Annotated in this window: 15 protein-coding genes; 1 reads left to right on the forward strand and 14 read right to left on the reverse strand. The window is 65.8% G+C overall.

The annotated features are described in order from the left end of the window. Window positions 1–303 precede the first annotated feature (303 nt). The 13 genes from BG61_RS23395 to BG61_RS23455 form a co-directional block, all read right to left on the reverse strand. Window positions 304–1,023 (reverse strand): amino acid ABC transporter ATP-binding protein, encoded by a 720-nt coding sequence (locus BG61_RS23395; RefSeq protein WP_035931074.1) that lies wholly within the window; start codon window positions 1,021–1,023, stop codon window positions 304–306. Continuing rightward, entirely contained in the window at window positions 1,010–1,660 is a 651-nt protein-coding gene (locus BG61_RS23400) for an amino acid ABC transporter permease (protein ID WP_035931076.1), read from the reverse strand. Before BG61_RS23400 ends, BG61_RS23395 begins: the two co-directional genes overlap by 14 nt. Continuing rightward, a complete protein-coding gene (locus tag BG61_RS23405; RefSeq protein WP_035931078.1) occupies window positions 1,657–2,334 on the reverse strand; it encodes an amino acid ABC transporter permease in 678 nt (225 codons plus the stop codon). Before BG61_RS23405 ends, BG61_RS23400 begins: the two co-directional genes overlap by 4 nt. Window positions 2,335–2,370: 36 nt before the next feature. Next, on the reverse strand, window positions 2,371–3,180 hold the full coding sequence (locus BG61_RS23410; RefSeq protein ID WP_035931079.1) for a transporter substrate-binding domain-containing protein: 810 nt from the start codon (window positions 3,178–3,180) through the stop codon (window positions 2,371–2,373). Between the two features lie 181 nt (window positions 3,181–3,361). Beyond that, window positions 3,362–4,249, reverse strand: a complete 888-nt coding sequence (locus BG61_RS23415) for an urease accessory protein UreD (protein WP_035931081.1) — start codon at window positions 4,247–4,249, stop codon at window positions 3,362–3,364. Window positions 4,250–4,326: 77 nt separating this feature from the next. Next, window positions 4,327–5,019 carry an urea ABC transporter ATP-binding subunit UrtE gene (gene urtE, locus BG61_RS23420; protein WP_035931082.1) on the reverse strand — a complete coding sequence of 231 codons (693 nt, stop codon included), beginning with the start codon at window positions 5,017–5,019 and terminating at the stop codon, window positions 4,327–4,329. A gap of 902 nt (window positions 5,020–5,921) precedes the next feature. Continuing rightward, a complete protein-coding gene (gene urtD / locus BG61_RS23425; RefSeq protein ID WP_035931084.1) occupies window positions 5,922–6,788 on the reverse strand; it encodes an urea ABC transporter ATP-binding protein UrtD in 867 nt (288 codons plus the stop codon). Next, window positions 6,785–7,981 (reverse strand): urea ABC transporter permease subunit UrtC, encoded by a 1,197-nt coding sequence (urtC, locus tag BG61_RS23430; RefSeq protein WP_035931085.1) that lies wholly within the window; start codon window positions 7,979–7,981, stop codon window positions 6,785–6,787. The genes urtD and urtC overlap by 4 nt, the downstream gene beginning before the upstream one ends. 1 nt (window position 7,982) lies before the next feature. Next, on the reverse strand, window positions 7,983–9,623 hold the full coding sequence (gene urtB, locus BG61_RS23435; protein ID WP_051672746.1) for an urea ABC transporter permease subunit UrtB: 1,641 nt from the start codon (window positions 9,621–9,623) through the stop codon (window positions 7,983–7,985). Between the two features lie 100 nt (window positions 9,624–9,723). Further along, window positions 9,724–11,025: an urea ABC transporter substrate-binding protein gene (gene urtA, locus BG61_RS23440; RefSeq protein WP_035931086.1), complete on the reverse strand. Its 1,302-nt coding sequence runs from the start codon at window positions 11,023–11,025 to the stop codon at window positions 9,724–9,726. A 427-nt stretch (window positions 11,026–11,452) separates the two neighbouring features. Further along, window positions 11,453–12,769 carry an MFS transporter gene (locus BG61_RS23445; protein ID WP_035931088.1) on the reverse strand — a complete coding sequence of 439 codons (1,317 nt, stop codon included), beginning with the start codon at window positions 12,767–12,769 and terminating at the stop codon, window positions 11,453–11,455. A 132-nt stretch (window positions 12,770–12,901) separates the two neighbouring features. Then, entirely contained in the window at window positions 12,902–13,660 is a 759-nt protein-coding gene (locus BG61_RS23450; protein WP_035931089.1) for an SDR family oxidoreductase, read from the reverse strand. Between the two features lie 48 nt (window positions 13,661–13,708). Continuing rightward, the gene (locus BG61_RS23455) at window positions 13,709–15,148 is read right to left on the reverse strand and encodes an aldehyde dehydrogenase family protein (protein WP_035931091.1); all 1,440 of its coding nucleotides are present in this window, start codon (window positions 15,146–15,148) and stop codon (window positions 13,709–13,711) included. Between the two features lie 250 nt (window positions 15,149–15,398). Here BG61_RS23455 and ppa point away from each other — a divergent pair, with 250 nt between their 5' ends. Then, entirely contained in the window at window positions 15,399–15,926 is a 528-nt protein-coding gene (gene ppa / locus BG61_RS23460; RefSeq protein ID WP_035931092.1) for an inorganic diphosphatase, read from the forward strand. Window positions 15,927–16,069: 143 nt separating this feature from the next. On the opposite strand, the gene BG61_RS23465 is transcribed toward ppa, so the two are convergent. After that, on the reverse strand, window positions 16,070–16,378 hold the full coding sequence (locus tag BG61_RS23465) for a GIY-YIG nuclease family protein (RefSeq protein WP_035931093.1): 309 nt from the start codon (window positions 16,376–16,378) through the stop codon (window positions 16,070–16,072). Window positions 16,379–16,600 lie beyond the last annotated feature (222 nt).

Consider the following 16,600-nt stretch of genomic DNA (forward strand, 5'->3'; position numbering starts at 1 on the left):
GTACCACTCCGTTCGAGGGTGCGGCTACACAATCGGTCTGCGTACCTCTCCGGGTGAAACACAGAGGTGGACACTCCTACGGTCGAGCCACTCTGAAAGGCTCAAACGTGGTCACGTCCTGACACCGCTGAGCCCATAGCTGCTTTCTTTGGTCACTTTCTTTGCAGCAGCAAAGAAAGTGACTGCCGCCCCGCACAGGGGCGAGCTAATAGACCAAAGACAAAACAAGTCTCATAGGAGCACAAGCGCATCAAACGGCGTAAACCCCACAACCTCGAGCGCTAGCGACCCCTCCTGTCCTGATCACTGAATGAACTTCCGCAACTCTATCGTGTTCGGCCGCTCGAAAATCTCCTCCGGCGTGCCGCTCTCCCACACGCGTCCCTGATGCATGAACACCACCTTGTCGCTCACGCGCCGCGCAAAGCGCATCTCGTGCGTGACCATGATGAGCGTCATGCCGTCGCGCGCAAGCCCTTCGACTACCGCCAGCACTTCTCCGACCAGCTCGGGATCGAGCGCCGACGTGATCTCGTCGCAGAGCAGCACAGTCGGCTTCATCGCCAGCGCCCGCGCAATCGCGACGCGCTGCTGCTGGCCCCCCGACAACTGCTCCGGATACGCATCGAACTTGTCCGCCAGGCCCACCCGCTCGAGCACCTGCTCGGCCGTCGCGCGGGCCTTCGCCTTGTGGACCTTCTTCACCACCGTCTGCGCGAGCATCACGTTCTGCCCGGCCGTCAGGTGCGGAAAGAGGTTGTACTGCTGGAACACCATGCCGACCTTCAGGCGCAGCGCGCGCAGATCGGCATGGCGCGCGTCCATGTGCTCGCCGTCGATTTCGATCGAGCCCTCGTCGATGCTTTCGAGCCCGTTCAACGTGCGCAAAAGCGTGCTCTTGCCCGAGCCGCTGCGCCCGATGATCGCGACGACCTGGCCCGGCTCGACGGAAAAGTCGATGCCCTTCAGCACCTGGTTCGAGCCGAACTGCTTCTGTAGATTGCGGGTTTCAACGAGCGGCATTCCATTTCCTTTCCAGCGTGCGCGCGTAGCGGGTAAGCGGATAGCACAGCACGAAATAGATCACGGCGACGAGCCCGTAGACGACGAACGGCCTGAACGTCGCGTTCGAAATCATCGTGCCCGCCTTCGTGAGTTCGGTGAAGCCGATGATCGAGACGAGCGCGGTGTCCTTCACTGCCTGCACGCCGAAGCCGACCGTCGGCCCGATCGCGATGCGCGCGGCCTGCGGCAGGATGACGTGGCGAAGCTGTTCGAGGTAGCTCATCGCGAGACTCGACGACGCCTCCCATTGCCCCTTCGGAATCGCCTCCACGCAGCCGCGCCAGATCTCGGCAAGATACGCGCTCGTGAAGAGCGTGAGTCCGAGCGTCGCGGCAATCCACGGCGACACCTCGATGCCGAGAAGCGGCAGCCCGAAGAACACGAGGAAAAGCTGCATCAGGAGCGGCGTGCCCTGGAACACCTCGATGTAAAGCTTCACGATCGTGCGCAGCAACTGCGACTTCGACACGCGCATGACGAGCAGCGCGAAGCCGACCACGCCGCCCGCGACGAACGAAACGATCGAGAGCACCACGGTCCAGCGCGCGGCGAGCAGCAGGTTCGTGAGGATCTGTCCAAACGTGAATTCGATCATCGCGCGCCTCGCAGGTTGCGCGAGAACAGGCGCTTGCCGGCCGCGTTGAGGAGCGCGCGCAGCACGATCGCCATGACGAGATACGACGCCGTGATCAGGAAGTACGTCTCGAACGCGCGGAAATTGCGCGACTGGATGTAGCTTGCGGCATACGTGAGATCGGGCACCGAGATCTGCGAGACGACCGCGGAACCGAGCATCGTGATGACGATCTGGCTCGACAGCGCGGGAAAGACCTTCGCGAGCGCCTGCGGCAGCACGACGTGGCGGAAGGTCTGCGCGCGCGACATCGCAAGCGATGCCGCCGCTTCATGGTGACCCTTCGGCACCGCCGCGATGCCCGCGCGGATGATCTCGACGGAATACGCGCCGAGGTTGAGCGTCATCGCGAGAATCGCCGCGGTGAATTCGCCCATATGCACGCCAAGTGCGGGCAACCCGAAGAACACGAAGAACAGCTGCACGATGAACGGCGTGTTGCGTATCGCCTCGACGTAGCCGCCGACGAGCTTGCGCAGCCAGCCGTGCCGGCTGCCGCTGCCCGCCGCGCCGAGCACGCCGACCGCAATGCCGAGCGCGGTCGAAACGGCGGTGAGCCCGAGCGTCGTCGCGGCGCCGCTCGCGAACATGCCGGCGTATTCCCCGAGGTCGCCAAACTGAAGTTCATAGGCCATTGAATACGGCGCCCTTGTCGTTATGAAAGCGCCAGCTTACAGGCTCGCCGGCAGCGGCTGGCCGAACCACTTCTTCGACATCGCTTCGAGCGTGCCGTCCTTTTTCGACTGCGCGATGGCCGCGTCGACCTTTGCGACGAGGCGCGGCTCGTTCTTGTTCATGCCGACGAAGCAAGGCGAATCCTTGATGACGAACTTGGCCTCGGGCCGGCGCGGCGGATTCTTCGCGAGGATCGCCGCGGCGACGATGTTGCCTGCCGCGATCAGCTGGACCTGGCCTGAAAGGAACGCGGAGATCGTCGCGTTGTTGTCCTCGAAGCGCTTGATGGTCGCGTTCGGCGCCATCTGCGTGAGCGCGATCTCCTCGAGCGCGCCGCGCGTCGCGCCCACGGTCTTGCCCGTCAGGTCGGCGGGGCCGCTCACCTTGATGTCGGCGGGGCCGAACACGCCCTGGAAGTAGGGCGCGTAGGCCGTCGAGAAATCGACCACCTTCTCGCGCTCGGGCGTCTTGCCGAGCGACGAGATCACGAGATCGACCTTGTTGGTCGTCAGGTACGGAATGCGGTTCGCGCTGTTGACCGGCACGAGTTCGAGCTTCACGCCCATCGACTTCGCGAGCAGCGCGGCCATGTCGATGTCGTAGCCTTGCGGCTTCATGTCGGCGCCCACCGCGCCGAACGGCGGATAGTCTTCCGGCACCGCGACGCGCAGCGTGCCGCTCTTCGTGATGGTGTCGAGCGCATCGGCGTGGGCGGCAAGCGGTGCGAGCGCGAAGAGCGGCGCGGCGACGAGGGCAGCGAGCGCGGCGAGCCCGGAACGGCGCGCGCGGAAAAGCGTGTTGTTCATCGATGATCCTATTTTGTGTGGTGCGCGGTGCGCGTCTGTGGATGCGCGCGACCCGAAGCAGGATCACTTAAGCGAGAGTCGTGCCATCGTCCGTGCGCGTCGGCTGGCCGGGCATTCCAGCCCAGCCTTGCGTGCAAGTGCACCGAATCGGGGCGTCTGAAAGCGCCGCTTTGGTGCGCGCTCAGGTGGTCCAGAGACGCAGCGGCTGCGCATTCACGCGATGGATCACGGGACGCAGCTTCATCCAGCAATCGGTGAGCGCGCGTTGCAGCGGCTCCATCGAGCGGCTTGCGGCGCGCACGATCAGCACGCCGTCATCGACGCACGAGGCGGCCGCGCGCACCTCGTCGTCGAAGGGAAGCGCGGCCGTCAAGGTTTCGGCGAGCGCGTCGTCGCATGCGGGGCCGATCGCCCACAGCGTGCCGTACGCGGCGAAGCCCGCGAGGCCATGCGGCGCATCGCGCAGCGGATCGTCGGCGGTGAGGAGCGTGCGCTCGAACCAGCGCAGGCGGCCGGTGCTGTCCGTGATCCGCGAGCTGGCGATGAGACGCCCGTTCGTCCATCGCTCGCCCGCCGCCTGCCGGCCGAGCTGCATCGCGTCCCAGCCGATGGCGGTTGCGCCCTCGGCCAGGCGGAGCGTGAAGTCGAGCTGCGCATTCGACGACTCGAACACGATGTTGTTCTGCGGCAGCCAGTCGAGTTTCGCGTGCGCGCCGACGCGGATGTCGATGCGCTGCGTGGCGAGCTTGCCGTTCGACTTGTACCACTTGGTCGCGCCGGGTGTCGTGATGACGGCGTGGGTGTGGGCGGCGAGATCGATGTCGATGGCGAGCCGGTCGCCGCCCGCGACACCGCCTGGCGGATGCACGATCACGGCGTGGCAGATCGCGTCGCCTTCCGGATAGAGCGGGCGCTGCAGGCGCAGCGGCCCCTGGTGCCTGCGATGCGTGAGCGCCGTGCGCGCGTGCCCGTGCTCAGGCGTGCGCGCGGGACTGTGTGTGAAGCCGAGTTCGAGGCGGCCGTGCCATTCGTCGGTGGGCAGCAGCGCTGCGTGGGGTTCGTGGTGCATGGGGGCGGGGCATGACGGATCGGGGATCGAGCCGCCATGGTACGGCGGCGCGGGCCGATACGGCAATCAGTGCAAGGTCAGACCGCGATCAGTTCGCGCACGCCGTGCGCTTCCATTTCCGAGCCCGCGCCGCCCGCGACGATCTCGCCGCGGCTCATGACCCAGTAGCGGTCCGCGAGTTCGCGGGCGAAGTCGTAGTACTGTTCGACGAGGAGCACGGTCATGCCCATGTCTTCGACGAGCTGCCGCAGCGTGCGGCCGATGTCCTGGATGATGGACGGCTGGATGCCTTCGGTCGGCTCATCGAGGATCAGGAGTTGCGGTTCGCTCATCAGCGCGCGGCCGATGGCGAGCTGCTGCTGCTGGCCGCCGGACAGATCGCCGCCGCGGCGGTTTTTCATGTCGCGCAGCACGGGAAAGAGTTCGTAGATCCGGTCGGGCACTTTCGACGGCGCCTTGCGGCTTGCCGCGCCGACGATCAGGTTTTCCTCCACGGTCAGGCGCCCGAAGATGTCGCGGCCTTGCGGCACGTACGCGAGGCCGCTCGCGACGCGCTTGTGCGTGGGCATCGAGGAGATCTTTGCGCCGCGCCAGGAGATGGTGCCGCTTTTGGTCGGCACGACACCCATCAGGCAGCGCAGGAGCGTCGTCTTGCCGACGCCGTTGCGGCCGAGCAGCACCGTGAGTTTTCCCTCGGGGACGGTCATTCGCACATCGCGGAGGATGTGGCTACCGCCGTAGTACTGGTTCAACGATTCCACTTCTAGCATTTCTTTGGGTCCTTGCCTGCGGCGCTGTTCTGGCTTTTGCGTTTCGGGTTGCTCGTTGCACTGTTTGATGCGCTTGCGCTCCCATGAAACTTGTTTTCTTATTGGTCTATTAGCTTCGCCCTTGTGCGGGGCAGTCACTTTCTTTGCACAGAGAGATCGCTGGCGTTCGGGTGTGGTGTTTGTTGTTTACACCGTTTGATGCGCTTGCGCTCCTGCGAAACTTGTATTGGCTTTGGTTTATTAGCTTCGCCCCTGTGCGGGGCGGCAGTCACTTTCTTTGCTGCTGCAAAGAAAGTAACCAAAGAAAGCAGCTATGGGGTCAGCGGTGTCAGGACGTGACCACGTTCGAGTCATTCGGAGTGGCCCGACCGTTGGAGTGTCCACCTCTGTGCGTTGGGTGGCTTGGTACGCGGACCCACTGCCACATCGCACCCTCCAACCCAGTGGTAAGGCATTCATCCCTCCATCCTCGCTTCGCTCGGACGCAAGGTCCGTTTCAACCTATCGCTTCGCTTCTCGCCGCGCGTAGCGAAGCGCTTCATCTTGCCGCAGAGTTTGCCTCCCACCCGATCCACCCTTCGTCGGGCACGCAGTGCCGAGACGGATGAATGACTGCCTTACCACTCCGTTCGAGGGTGCGACTACACAATCGGTCTGCGTACCTGTCCGCTCAACTCGCAGAGGCGGACATTCCCACGGTCGGGCCACTCCGAAAGACTCAAACGTGGTCACGTCCTGACACCGCTGACCCCATAGCTGCTTTCTTTGGTTACTTTCTTTGCAGCAGCAAAGAAAGTGACTGCTGCCCCGCACAGGGGCGAGCTAATAGACCGCGAAGAAATCAAATTTCATAGAAGCACAAGCGCATCAAACGGTTTAACCCCAAGCGCCAGCACCAAGCGTTAGCGCCCCAGGTAGGACTCGATGACCGCCTCATTCCGCTTGACATCATCAAGCGTGCCTTCGGCGAGAACGCTGCCCTCGGCCATGACGGTGACCTTCCCGGCCTCGCCCGCGAGCGCGGCAACAAACTCCATATCATGCTCGACGACCATCATCGAACACGTGCCGCGCAACTTGTTGAGCAACTCGGCAAGTTCCATCGTCTCGTGATCGGTCATGCCCGCGGCAGGCTCGTCGAGCAGCAGCAGCGCGGGCTGCTGCATCAGCAGCATGCCGATCTCGAGCCGCTGCTTCTGTCCGTGCGAAAGCTCGCCCGCAAGCCGCGTCGCCTCATGCTGCAAACGGATCAGCTCGAGCGTCTCCTCGATGCGCGCCTGCGCCGCCCGGTCGAGCCGCGCACGCAGCGAAGCAAACCAGCGCTTGTCGGTCTTCATCGCGAGTTCGAGGTTTTCCCACACGGGATGATTCTCGAACACCGTCGGCTTCTGGAACTTCCGGCCGATGCCCGTGCGCGCGATCACAGGCTCCGACATGCGCGTGAGATCCAGCGTCTGCCCGAGAAAGACCTTGCCGCCGTCGGGCCGCGTCTTGCCGGTGACGACATCCATCATCGTCGTCTTGCCCGCGCCGTTCGGGCCGATCACGCAGCGCAACTCGCCGACGTCGATCGAAAGCGTGAGCCTGTTGAGCGCACGAAAGCCGTCGAAGGACACGGTCACGTCCTCGAGATACAGGATCGCGCCGTGCGAGACGTCGATCTCGCCGGGCGCGAGCACGTGGCCGAGGCCGGTGATGCCGTTGATGTTGCGTTCGCTGACTTCCGGAAGCGGCGGCAAGTCGACGATCAATGCGTTGTGAGCGGTCATTGCGCATGCCCTCCCGTCTTCTTCCGGCGCAGCGCCATGTCGATCAGGCCCATGATCCCGTGCGGCAGCAGAAGCGGCACGAGCGTGAAGATGAGGCCGAGGAAGAACAGCCAGTACTCGGGAAAATTCGCCGTGAAGAAGCTCTTCGCGCCGTTCACCGCGAACGCGCCGATGATCGGCCCGATCAGCGTACCGCGCCCGCCCACGGCTACCCAGATCGCCATCTCGATCGAGTTGGCGGGCGACATCTCGCTCGGATTGATGATGCCGACCTGCGGCACGTAGAGCGCGCCCGCGATGCCGCACAGCACCGCCGACACGGTCCAGATGAACAGCTTGTACGCGAGCGGGCTGTAGCCGAGGAACATGAGGCGCGCCTCGCCGTCGCGCACGCCGGTCACGACACGCCCGAGCTTCGAGGTGACGATCGCGCGCGCCGCGAGAAATGCGAGGACGAGCACGGCGAACGTGATCAGGAAGAGCGCGGCGCGCGTGCCCGGATGCGTGATCGGAAAGCCCGCGATGCGCTTGAAATCCGTAAAGCCGTTGTTGCCGCCGAAGCCCGTTTCGTTGCGGTAGAAGAGCAGCATCGCGGCGAAGGTCATCGCCTGCGTGATGATCGACAGGTACACGCCCTTCACGCGCGAGCGGAACGTGAAGAAGCCGAACACCCACGCGAGAATGCCTGGCACGAGCACGACGAGCGCAAGCGCATACCAGAGATGCTCGGTGCCCTCCCAGTACCACGGCAGCTTGTGCCAGTCGAGGAACACCATGAAGTCGGGCAGGTCGCTCTGATACGTGCCCTCGCGGCCGATCGAGCGCATCAGGTACATGCCCATCGCGTAGCCGCCAAGCGCGAAGAAGAGCGCGTGGCCGAGGCTCAGGATGCCGCAGTAGCCCCACACGAGATCGAGCGCGAGCGCGCCGATCGCGTAGCACATCAGCTTGCCGATGAGCGTCATCGCGTACGCGGAGAGATGGAACGCGCTTGTCTCCGGCACGACGAGCGCGGCGAGCGGCACGCAGATGCCCATCGCGATGATGAGGGCGATGAGCGCGAGCCAGCCGTTGCGCGGCAGGAGCGCCGCGCGCGGCGGCAGGCCGAGCGCGAAGCCTTCGCGGCGCGCGCGGTCGTCGGGTTGCGGCTCGACGTCCAGGTTCGCGCCGACGTTGGTCGAGGAAGCGGTCATCTCAGGCCTCCGCGCTGCGGCCCTTCAGGGCGAACATGCCCTGAGGACGCTTCTGGATGAACAGTACGATCAGCACCAGCACCGCGATCTTCGCAAGCACCGCGCCCCAGAACGGCTCGATCGCCTTGCTGACGAGCCCGAGCCCGAAGCCGCCGATCACCGTTCCCGCGAGCTGCCCGACGCCGCCGAGCACGACCGCCATGAACGAATCGATGATGTAGCTCTGGCCGAGGTCGGGGCCGACGTTGCCGATCTGCGAGAGCGCGCAGCCGCCGAGTCCCGCGATGCCCGCGCCGAACGCGAACGCATACGAATCCACGCGCGCCGTCTTCACGCCGACGCACGCTGCCATGCGGCGGTTCTGCGTGACCGCGCGCACGAAGAGGCCAAGCCGCGTCTTCGTGAGCACGGCCCACGCGATGAACACCACGACGAGCGAAAAGCCGAGGATCGTGAGCCGGTTGTACGGCAGGATCAGGTTCTGCATGACGTTGACGCCGCCGCTCATCCACGACGGGTTCGTCACCTGCACGTTCTGCGCGCCGAAGATCGTGCGTGTCGCCTGAATGAGGATCAGGCTGATGCCGAAGGTGGTGAGCAGCGTTTCGAGCGGACGTCCGTACAGGTGCCTGAGCACGAGCCGCTCGAGCACGATGCCGATCACCGCCGCCGCCGCGAACGACACCGGCACGGCGAAGAGCGGATACCAGTTGAACGCAGCCGGCGCGTAGTGCTGCACGAGATTCTGCACGACGTAGGTGGCATACGCGCCGATCATCAGGAACTCGCCGTGCGCCATGTTGATGACGCCGATGAGGCCGTACGTGATCGCGAGCCCGAGCGCGGCGAGCAGGAGCACGCTGCCAAGCGACAGCCCCGCGAACACCGTGCCCGCGATCTCGCCGCGGCGCTGGATCGAATTGAGGTCCTCGATGCCTGCCTGCGCCGCCGTGCGAACACGTTCGTCGGCTTCGTTGAACGTGCCGTCGGCCTTCTTCGCGACGATCGGGCGCAGCAGTTCGAACATGTCGAGATCGTGGCGCGCGGCCACGAGTTCCACCGCTTCGAGGCGTTTCGCCGCATCGGGGTCGTGCAGCGCGGTCATCGCCCACAGCGTGTCGAGGCGTTTCTTCAGCGCGAGATCGGTCTCGGCGGCGCGCGCGCGGTCGATGAGCGGCTTCATCGACGGATCGGGGTTCTTCAGCAGCGCGGCAACGGCTTCGCGGCGCTTGGCGATGTCGGCCGAGGCGAGCTGCAGCCCCGAGAGCGCGCCCGCGACCTTCGAGCGCAGCAGGTTGTTCAGCGTGACCGGCTGCGCATCGGGTGCGTCGACGGCCTTGCCGGTCAGCGGGTCCTTGTTGCCGTCGTCGGTTTGCAGGAGCACGCGGCCGCTGTCCGTCGCGACGAGCGAGCCGTCCGCGAGGGCGCTCAGTATCGCGACAGACGGCGCGTCGGCGGCGGCGATCAGCTTGTCGATCGCGGCCGACTTCGCGTCGAAGTCGTCGGCGCCGAGCGGGGCGAGGTCATCGGCGGCGAGGGCCGCGTAAGCGGCGACGGGCGCGCATGTGAACAGTACCGCGAGTACCGCGCAGAGCGCGCGCCGCAAAAGGCGCGCGAAGGTGTGTCCAGGCGAACCGGTCATGATGGCCTTTCAGGTGAGACTGGGATGCTGCATGAGCCGCCGCGCCCGGACGGTACAGCCGGGCGCGGCGTCGAGCCGATGCGCTCTGCGCGTTGGCGCATCAGGCCACGCGCGAGCGCCGCAGGAACGCGGGAATCGAGCTGACCACATCCGGCTTGCCCTGGTTGCCGGCGATGTACGGGCTCCACGGCTGCGCGCGGATGGCGGTCTTCGTCTTCCACACGACGTTGAACTGCCCGTCGCCGCGAATCTCGCCGATCATCACCGGCTTGTGCAGATGGTGATTGCCGTCCATCGTCAGCGTGAAGCCCGAGGGCGCCGCCATCGTCTGGCCGATCATCGCGACGCGCACCTTGTCCACGTCCGTGCTCTTCGCCTTCTCGACCGCCTGCTTCCACATGTGGATGCCGACGAAGGTGGCCTCCATCGGATCGTTCGTCACGCGCTTCGCGCCGCCGGGCAGGTTCTGCGTCTTGACCCACTCCGCGAACTGCACCTCGAACTTCTTGTTGTTCGGGTTCTTCACCGACATGAAGTAGTTCCACGCCGCCAGGTGCCCGACGAGCGGCTTCGTGTCGATGCCGCGCAGTTCCTCCTCGCCCACCGAGAACGCGACGACGGGCACGTCGGTCGCCTTCAGGCCCTGGTTGCCCAGTTCCTTGTAGAACGGTACGTTCGAGTCGCCGTTGATCGTCGAGATGACCGTCGTCTTTCCGCCCTGCGAGAAGGTCTTGATGTTCGCGACGATAGTCTGATAGTCGCTATGTCCGAACGGTGTGTAGACCTCTTGAATATCTGCATCCTTGACCCCTTTCGAGTGGAGGAAGGCGCGCAGGATCTTGTTCGTCGTGCGCGGGTAGACATAATCGGTGCCGAGCAGGAAGAAGCGCTTTGCGCTGCCGCCTTCGGTGCCCATCAGGTACTCGACCGCGGGAATCGCCTGCTGGTTGGGCGCTGCGCCCGTGTAGAACACGTTGCGCGACATTTCCTCGCCTTCGTACTGCACCGGATAGAAGAGCAGGCCGTTCAGTTCCTCGAAGACGGGCAGCACCGACTTGCGCGACACGGAGGTCCAGCAGCCGAACACGACGGCCACCTTGTCCTGGGTGAGGAGCTGGCGCGCCTTTTCCGCGAAGAGCGGCCAGTTCGACGCCGGGTCGACGACGACCGGCTCGAGCTTGCGGCCCATCACGCCGCCGTTCTTGTTGATGTCGGAGATGGTCATGAGCGCCGTGTCCTTCAGCGACGTTTCCGAGATCGCCATCGTGCCTGACAGCGAATGCAGGACGCCGACCTTGATCGGACCGGTATCGGCGGCCTGTGCTTTCGACATCGGCAACTGGCCCGCGAGGGCGAGCGCGCCGGACATCGAGCCGAACTTCAGGAGACTGCGTCGTTTCATGTGTTTCCCCTTGCCGATATGTTGTGGTGAGCCGTATATGCGTGGTGTCCTGGGCGGGCTGTATTGCCTGTGAGGCCACTGACCTGCCCGTCTGCACACTGCAAGGGGTATGCCAACGAGTGCCCGATGCCGAGCCGGCGCGGGTTTGTGGCGGATTGATGGCAGCCGGCGATGCGGGCGCCGGCACGCGGGGCAGCGCCTTTTGGTGCATCGCGGGGCGGCGTGCCTCCTTGCGGTGCGCGAGCGCGTCGTCGGCGCGCGTTGCGGCCGGCTTCATGCGCGGGCGATGCGGGGCCGCGCCGCATCGTGGTGCGCGGTCCTTGCATCGGAGCAAGGCGCCCGGCAGGGCGGCGAACCGCCATGAAGAAAGGGCTTCCGCCTTGCGGCGGAAGCCCTTCACGTGACTTTCAGTATGGAGAAAAGCTGGCTAGCGGTTCACCGTCCGCGCCGGCACGCTCAATGCGAGCGCCGCGCCGAGCACCATGAAGGCGGCGAGCATGTACATCCCGCTCGAGTTCGATGCGGTCGCCTGCCTGAGCCAGCCGACCAGGTACGGGCTCAGGAACCCCGCCAGATTGCCGAGCGAGTTGATCATCGCGATGCCGGCTGCCGCGCCCGTGCCCGCGAGAAACGCGGTCGGCAGGCTCCAGAAGAGCGGCAGCGTCGTCAGGATGCCCATGGTCGCGAGCGTGAGCCCGAGCATCGCGAGCGCCGTATTGTTCGCCCACACCACCGAGAGCACGAGCCCGATCGCCCCGATCACGGCCGGAATGGCGATGTGCCAGCGGCGCTCGCCGCGCCGGTCGGCGCTTCGCGCGACGAGCAGCATGCCGACCACCGCCGCGCCGTAGGGGATCGCGGAGAGCAGGCCGATGGAGAGGGCGTCGGTCACGCCTGTCGCCTTGATGATGGTGGGCAGCCAGAAGCTCACGCCGTAGAGGCCCATCACGAACGAGAAGTAGATGAGGCTCATCAGCCATACGCGCGGGCTCGAGAATATCTTGCCGATCGACATGTCTTCCTTCTCGACGTTGTCCGCCGCGATGTTGCGCTCGAGCAGATCGCGCTCCTCCTGCGTGAGCCACTTCGCCTTCGAGATGCGGTCGTCCAGCATGACGAGCACCACGAGGCCGACCACCACCGACGGAATGCCTTCCAGCAGCAGGAGCCACTGCCAGCCGTGCCAGTTGTTCGCGCCGTCGAAGGTCTTCATGATCCAGCCCGACACCGGCCCGCCGATCAGCCCCGAGAGCGCGATCGCCGTCATGAAAAGCGAGGTCATGCGCCCGCGGCGCTGCGCCGGGTACCAGTAGGTGAGGTACAGGATGATGCCGGGGAAGAAGCCCGCCTCGGCCACGCCGAGCAGAAAGCGCATCACGTAGAACATCGTGGGCGTCGTGATGAACATCGTGAGCGCGGAAATGATGCCCCACGTGATCATGATCCGCGCGATCCACACGCGCGCGCCGACCTTGTGCAGGATCACGTTGCTCGGCACCTCGAAGATGAAGTAGCCGAAGAAGAAGATCCCGGCGCCGAAGCCGTAGACGGCATCCGAGAGGCCGAGGTCGGCGCTCATCTGCAGCTTCGCGAATCCCACGTTCACGCGGTCCAGGTAAGCCACCACGTAGCAGATCAGCAGCAGCGGCGACAGCCGCCACGCGACCTTGCGGTAGGTGGCCTCCTCGAATGCGGATGGCGCCCCTGCACCAGGGCGTGGCAGTTCATTGGCGGTGCTGGCCATGTCGTCTCCTCTATTTTGTAATGAAAGTAAGGAATTGCCTGTGGATTCTAGTCGCTTGGATGGGCGCCAAGCGGCCATTTTCGGTGGGGAAAACACCGATGAACGGAGCGTCCGAGCTCCGTTCGGCAAGGCTTACACGCAGCGTCCGCCGTCCACTTCGAGGCTCACGCCGGTGATGAACTCGGCTTCGTCGGAGGCGAGATAGAGCGCGGCGTTCGCGATGTCCTGCGGCGTCGAGAGGCGCCCGAGCGGAATGGTCGCGAGGAATTTCTGCCGGTTCGCGGGCGTGTCCTCCATGCCCATGAATTCCGAGAGCAGGCCCGTTTCGCCCATGACCGGGTTGATGCAGTTCACGCGGATCCGGTCCGGACCGAGCTCGACGGCGAGCGCCTTGCTCGCGATGATCACGGCCGCCTTGCTGCCGTTGTACCAGACGAGCCCCGGGCGCGGCCGCACACCCGCCGTCGACGCGATGTTGATGAACGCGCCGCCGCCCTGGCTGCGGAAATACGGCACGAACTGCTCGACGCTCCAGTAGATGCTCTTCACGTTCACCGCATAGACGCGGTCGAACTCGGCTTCCGTCACTTCGAGAACCGGCTTGTTGCGATGGGTCGTGCCCGCATTGTTGACGACGACCTGCACGCTGCCGAAGTCCTCGATCGCCGCGGCAAAGAGCGTCTGCCAGTCGTCGCGCCGCGTGACGTCGCCCGCCACCGCGATCGCCCGGCCGCCCGCGAGCGCGATCTCGCTCGCCACGCGCTCCGCCGCGGGTCCGTTCAGGTCGTTCACGACGACGTTCGCCCCCTCGCGGGCGAACGTGCGCGCGATGCCTTCACCGAAGCCCGAGCCGCCGCCCGTCACAATCGCCGTCTTGCCTTGCAGTCGCATGTTGTCTCCTTGTGTGATGTGTTGCCCATGTGTCGTTGATGTGTGGTGTCAGCCGTGCTTGATCGCGATGGTCTTGAGCACCGTGAAGCCGTAGAGCGCCTCGAAGCCCTTCTCGCGGCCGTGCCCGGAATGCTTGACGCCGCCGAACGGCAGTTCCACGCCGCCGCCCGCGCCATAGTTGTTGATGAACACCTGTCCCGAGCGCACGCGGCGCGCAAGGCGCATCTGGCGGCTGCCGTCGCGCGTCCAGATGCCCGCGACGAGCCCGTAGTCCGTCCCGTTGGCGAGCCTGAGCGCTTCTTCCTCGTTCTCGAACGGCATCGCGGCGAGCACCGGGCCGAACACTTCCTCGCGCGCGAGCCGGTGAGCGGGCGGAACGTCGCGCAAAAGCGTGGGGGCCTGATAGAAGCCCGCTTGCGGCGCCTCCGGCACCACTTCGCCCTGTGCGGCCATCGGGATGCCGTCGTGCTGCGCATCCGAGAGGAAATCCCACACGCGCTGCTGCTGCTTCGCGTTGATGAGCGGGCCGCAGTCGAGGTCGAGCCGGCTCGGCCCGACCCGGAGCGCCGAGAACGCCTCGGAGAGCCGCGCGAGCAGCGGCTCGTAGGCGTCGCGCTCGATCAGCACGCGGCTGCCCGCCGAGCACGTCTGCCCGGCGTTCTGCACGATCGCCGCGACGAGCACGGGGAGCGCCGCGTCGAAATCGGCGTCGGCGAAGACGATCTGCGGCGACTTGCCGCCCAGTTCCAGCGTGACGGGAACGTGGTTGTCGGCGGCCATCTTGACGACCGCGGCGCCCGTTGCCGGCGAGCCGGTGAACGAAATGTGGTCGATGCCCGGATGGCGGGCGAGCGCCGCGCCCGCCTCGTGGCCGTAGCCGGTGACGATATTGAGCGTGCCTTCGGGCAGCCCCGCTTCGGCGGCGAGCTCGGCGACGCGCAGGATCGACATGCAGGCGTCCTCGGCCGGCTTCACCACGCACGCATTGCCCGCCGCGAGCGCGGCCGCGACGCTGCGCCCGAAGATCTGCAGCGGATAGTTCCACGGCACGATGTGGCCCGTCACGCCGTGCGGCTCGCGGATCGTGAGCACCGTGTAGCCGGTCTGGTAGGGCAGGGTTTCGCCGTGCAGCTTGTCGGCGGCGCCCGCGTAGAACTCGAAATAGCGCGCGATGCCCGCCGCGTCGGCGCGCGCCTGCTTGAGCGGCTTGCCGGTGTCGCGCGCCTCGAGCTGCGCGATCTCGTCGTGGCAGGCGGCAATGAGCATCGACAGGCGCGCGAGGATGCGCCCGCGCTCCGCCGCGCTCATGTGGCCCCACGAGCCCTCGTAGGCGGCGCGCGCGGCCGCCACCGCGCGGTCGATGTCGGCGGCGTTGCCTCGCGCAAGCTCCGCGAAAACCTGGCCGTCGGAGGGATCGAGCACCGCGATCGTCTCGCCGACCGCCGGCGCCACCCACTTGTTGCCGATGAAATGCTTCGCTTCTTCCATGCGCGTCTCCTGTGTTCTGTTGGTGTTCCTGCGCCGCCGTGGCGGGGCGCCCGGCGGCAATCCCTTTCGATTATCGCGCCATCGGCCGCGCCCGGCGGCCGTGGCTGAATGCCGGCCTCGATTGGCTATAATGACGCATTCGCGCCTTTTCATGGGCGCGGCGCACTGTCACCGCGCCGCGGACGGCGGTTTTCGAGCCGTCGCGCGGGCCGCGCCGTCCGGCTTCAAGTCAACCTTCTAGAGAGCGCTCATGAGCTTCAACAACGTACCTCCCGGCAAGGATCTCCCGCAGGATTTCAACGTCATCATCGAAATCCCCGCGCAAAGCGATCCGGTCAAATACGAAGCCGACAAGGAAATGGGGCTGCTGGTCGTCGACCGTTTCATCGGCACGGGCATGCGCTATCCGGCCAACTACGGCTTCATCCCGCAAACCCTTTCGGGCGACGGCGACCCGGTCGACGTGCTCGTCATCACGCCGTTTCCGCTGCTCGCGGGCTCGGTGGTCCGCGCGCGCGCGCTCGGCATGCTGCAGATGACGGACGAATCGGGCGTCGACGCGAAGCTCGTCGCCGTGGCGCACGACAAGATCTGCCCGATGACGGCGCACATGAAGACCGTCGACGACGTGCCCGAATACCTGAAGGACCAGATCAAGCACTTCTTCGAGCAGTACAAGGCGCTCGAAAAGGGCAAGTGGGTGAAGGTCGAGGGCTGGGCGGGCGTCGATGCCGCGCTCAAGGAAATCACCGAAGGCGTCGCGAACTACAAGAAGTAAGCGGTTCGCATCGCGTTCGCGCCGGCTGGAAGAAAGGCCGCGCGCGCTTCGAAGCCTTCGGGCCGGCAAGCGTGCGCGGCCTTTTGTGTTTACGGTTTCCTGGGGTTGCGTTTGCCCGGATGCGTTCGCCCGGATGCGTCCGCTCAGCCGGCGGGGACGGCGTCCGCGTCCGGCGCCTGCGATTGCGGCATGACGGCATCGAGCGTGAGCGCGCCCGCGATCAGCGCGCGCTTCTCGGCTGCGCTCAGCCGCTTGACCCGGTATTCGGCGCGCGACGCCTCCGATCGTCCCGCCAGCTCGAACGACGCCAGAACGCGCACCGGCTTGCGCGAGCGCGTGTAACGCGCGCCCTTGCCGGTCGAATGCTTGTCGAAGCGCGCCGCTACGTCGGTCGCGATGCCGGTGTAGATGCTGCCGTCGGCGCATTCGATCAGGTAGAGGAACCACGGCATGGCGGTCAACGGCGTCCGGATGAAGAGGGGTGGAGTTGCCGCGCATTATCGCCGAGAGCACGCCCGGGAGCATGCTTTTGGTGCGAGGTATTTGCCAGGCGCGCGGGCCGCCGGCGGCGTGTTGCCCGCTTCCGGCGCGGCGGCGCATTTCTGCGAGTTGCGCGAGAATAGGCCCTTTCGCGGCGTGGACCCTTCCCGGCGCCAACGCCCGCGCACCGATCA

The sequence above is a fragment of the Caballeronia glathei genome, from assembly GCF_000698595.1.
GTDB lineage: Bacteria > Pseudomonadota > Gammaproteobacteria > Burkholderiales > Burkholderiaceae > Caballeronia > Caballeronia glathei.

Bases quoted from the DNA above. Each gene is read 5' to 3' on its own strand.
- BG61_RS23405 (WP_035931078.1), bottom strand. From the start codon at position 2,334: ATGGCCTATGAACTTCAGTTTGGCGACCTCGGGGAATACGCCGGCATG.
- BG61_RS23395 (WP_035931074.1), bottom strand. From the start codon at position 1,023: ATGCCGCTCGTTGAAACCCGCAATCTACAGAAGCAGTTCGGCTCGAAC.
- urtD (WP_035931084.1), bottom strand. From the start codon at position 6,788: ATGACCGCTCACAACGCATTGATCGTCGACTTGCCGCCGCTTCCGGAA.
- urtE (WP_035931082.1), bottom strand. From the start codon at position 5,019: ATGCTAGAAGTGGAATCGTTGAACCAGTACTACGGCGGTAGCCACATC.
- BG61_RS23445 (WP_035931088.1), bottom strand. From the start codon at position 12,769: ATGGCCAGCACCGCCAATGAACTGCCACGCCCTGGTGCAGGGGCGCCA.
- BG61_RS23415 (WP_035931081.1), bottom strand. From the start codon at position 4,249: ATGCACCACGAACCCCACGCAGCGCTGCTGCCCACCGACGAATGGCAC.
- BG61_RS23400 (WP_035931076.1), bottom strand. From the start codon at position 1,660: ATGATCGAATTCACGTTTGGACAGATCCTCACGAACCTGCTGCTCGCC.
- BG61_RS23455 (WP_035931091.1), bottom strand. From the start codon at position 15,148: ATGGAAGAAGCGAAGCATTTCATCGGCAACAAGTGGGTGGCGCCGGCG.
- urtB (WP_051672746.1), bottom strand. From the start codon at position 9,623: ATGACCGGTTCGCCTGGACACACCTTCGCGCGCCTTTTGCGGCGCGCG.
- ppa (WP_035931092.1), top strand. From the start codon at position 15,399: ATGAGCTTCAACAACGTACCTCCCGGCAAGGATCTCCCGCAGGATTTC.
- urtA (WP_035931086.1), bottom strand. From the start codon at position 11,025: ATGAAACGACGCAGTCTCCTGAAGTTCGGCTCGATGTCCGGCGCGCTC.
- BG61_RS23450 (WP_035931089.1), bottom strand. From the start codon at position 13,660: ATGCGACTGCAAGGCAAGACGGCGATTGTGACGGGCGGCGGCTCGGGC.
- BG61_RS23410 (WP_035931079.1), bottom strand. From the start codon at position 3,180: ATGAACAACACGCTTTTCCGCGCGCGCCGTTCCGGGCTCGCCGCGCTC.
- BG61_RS23465 (WP_035931093.1), bottom strand. From the start codon at position 16,378: ATGCCGTGGTTCCTCTACCTGATCGAATGCGCCGACGGCAGCATCTAC.
- urtC (WP_035931085.1), bottom strand. From the start codon at position 7,981: ATGACCGCTTCCTCGACCAACGTCGGCGCGAACCTGGACGTCGAGCCG.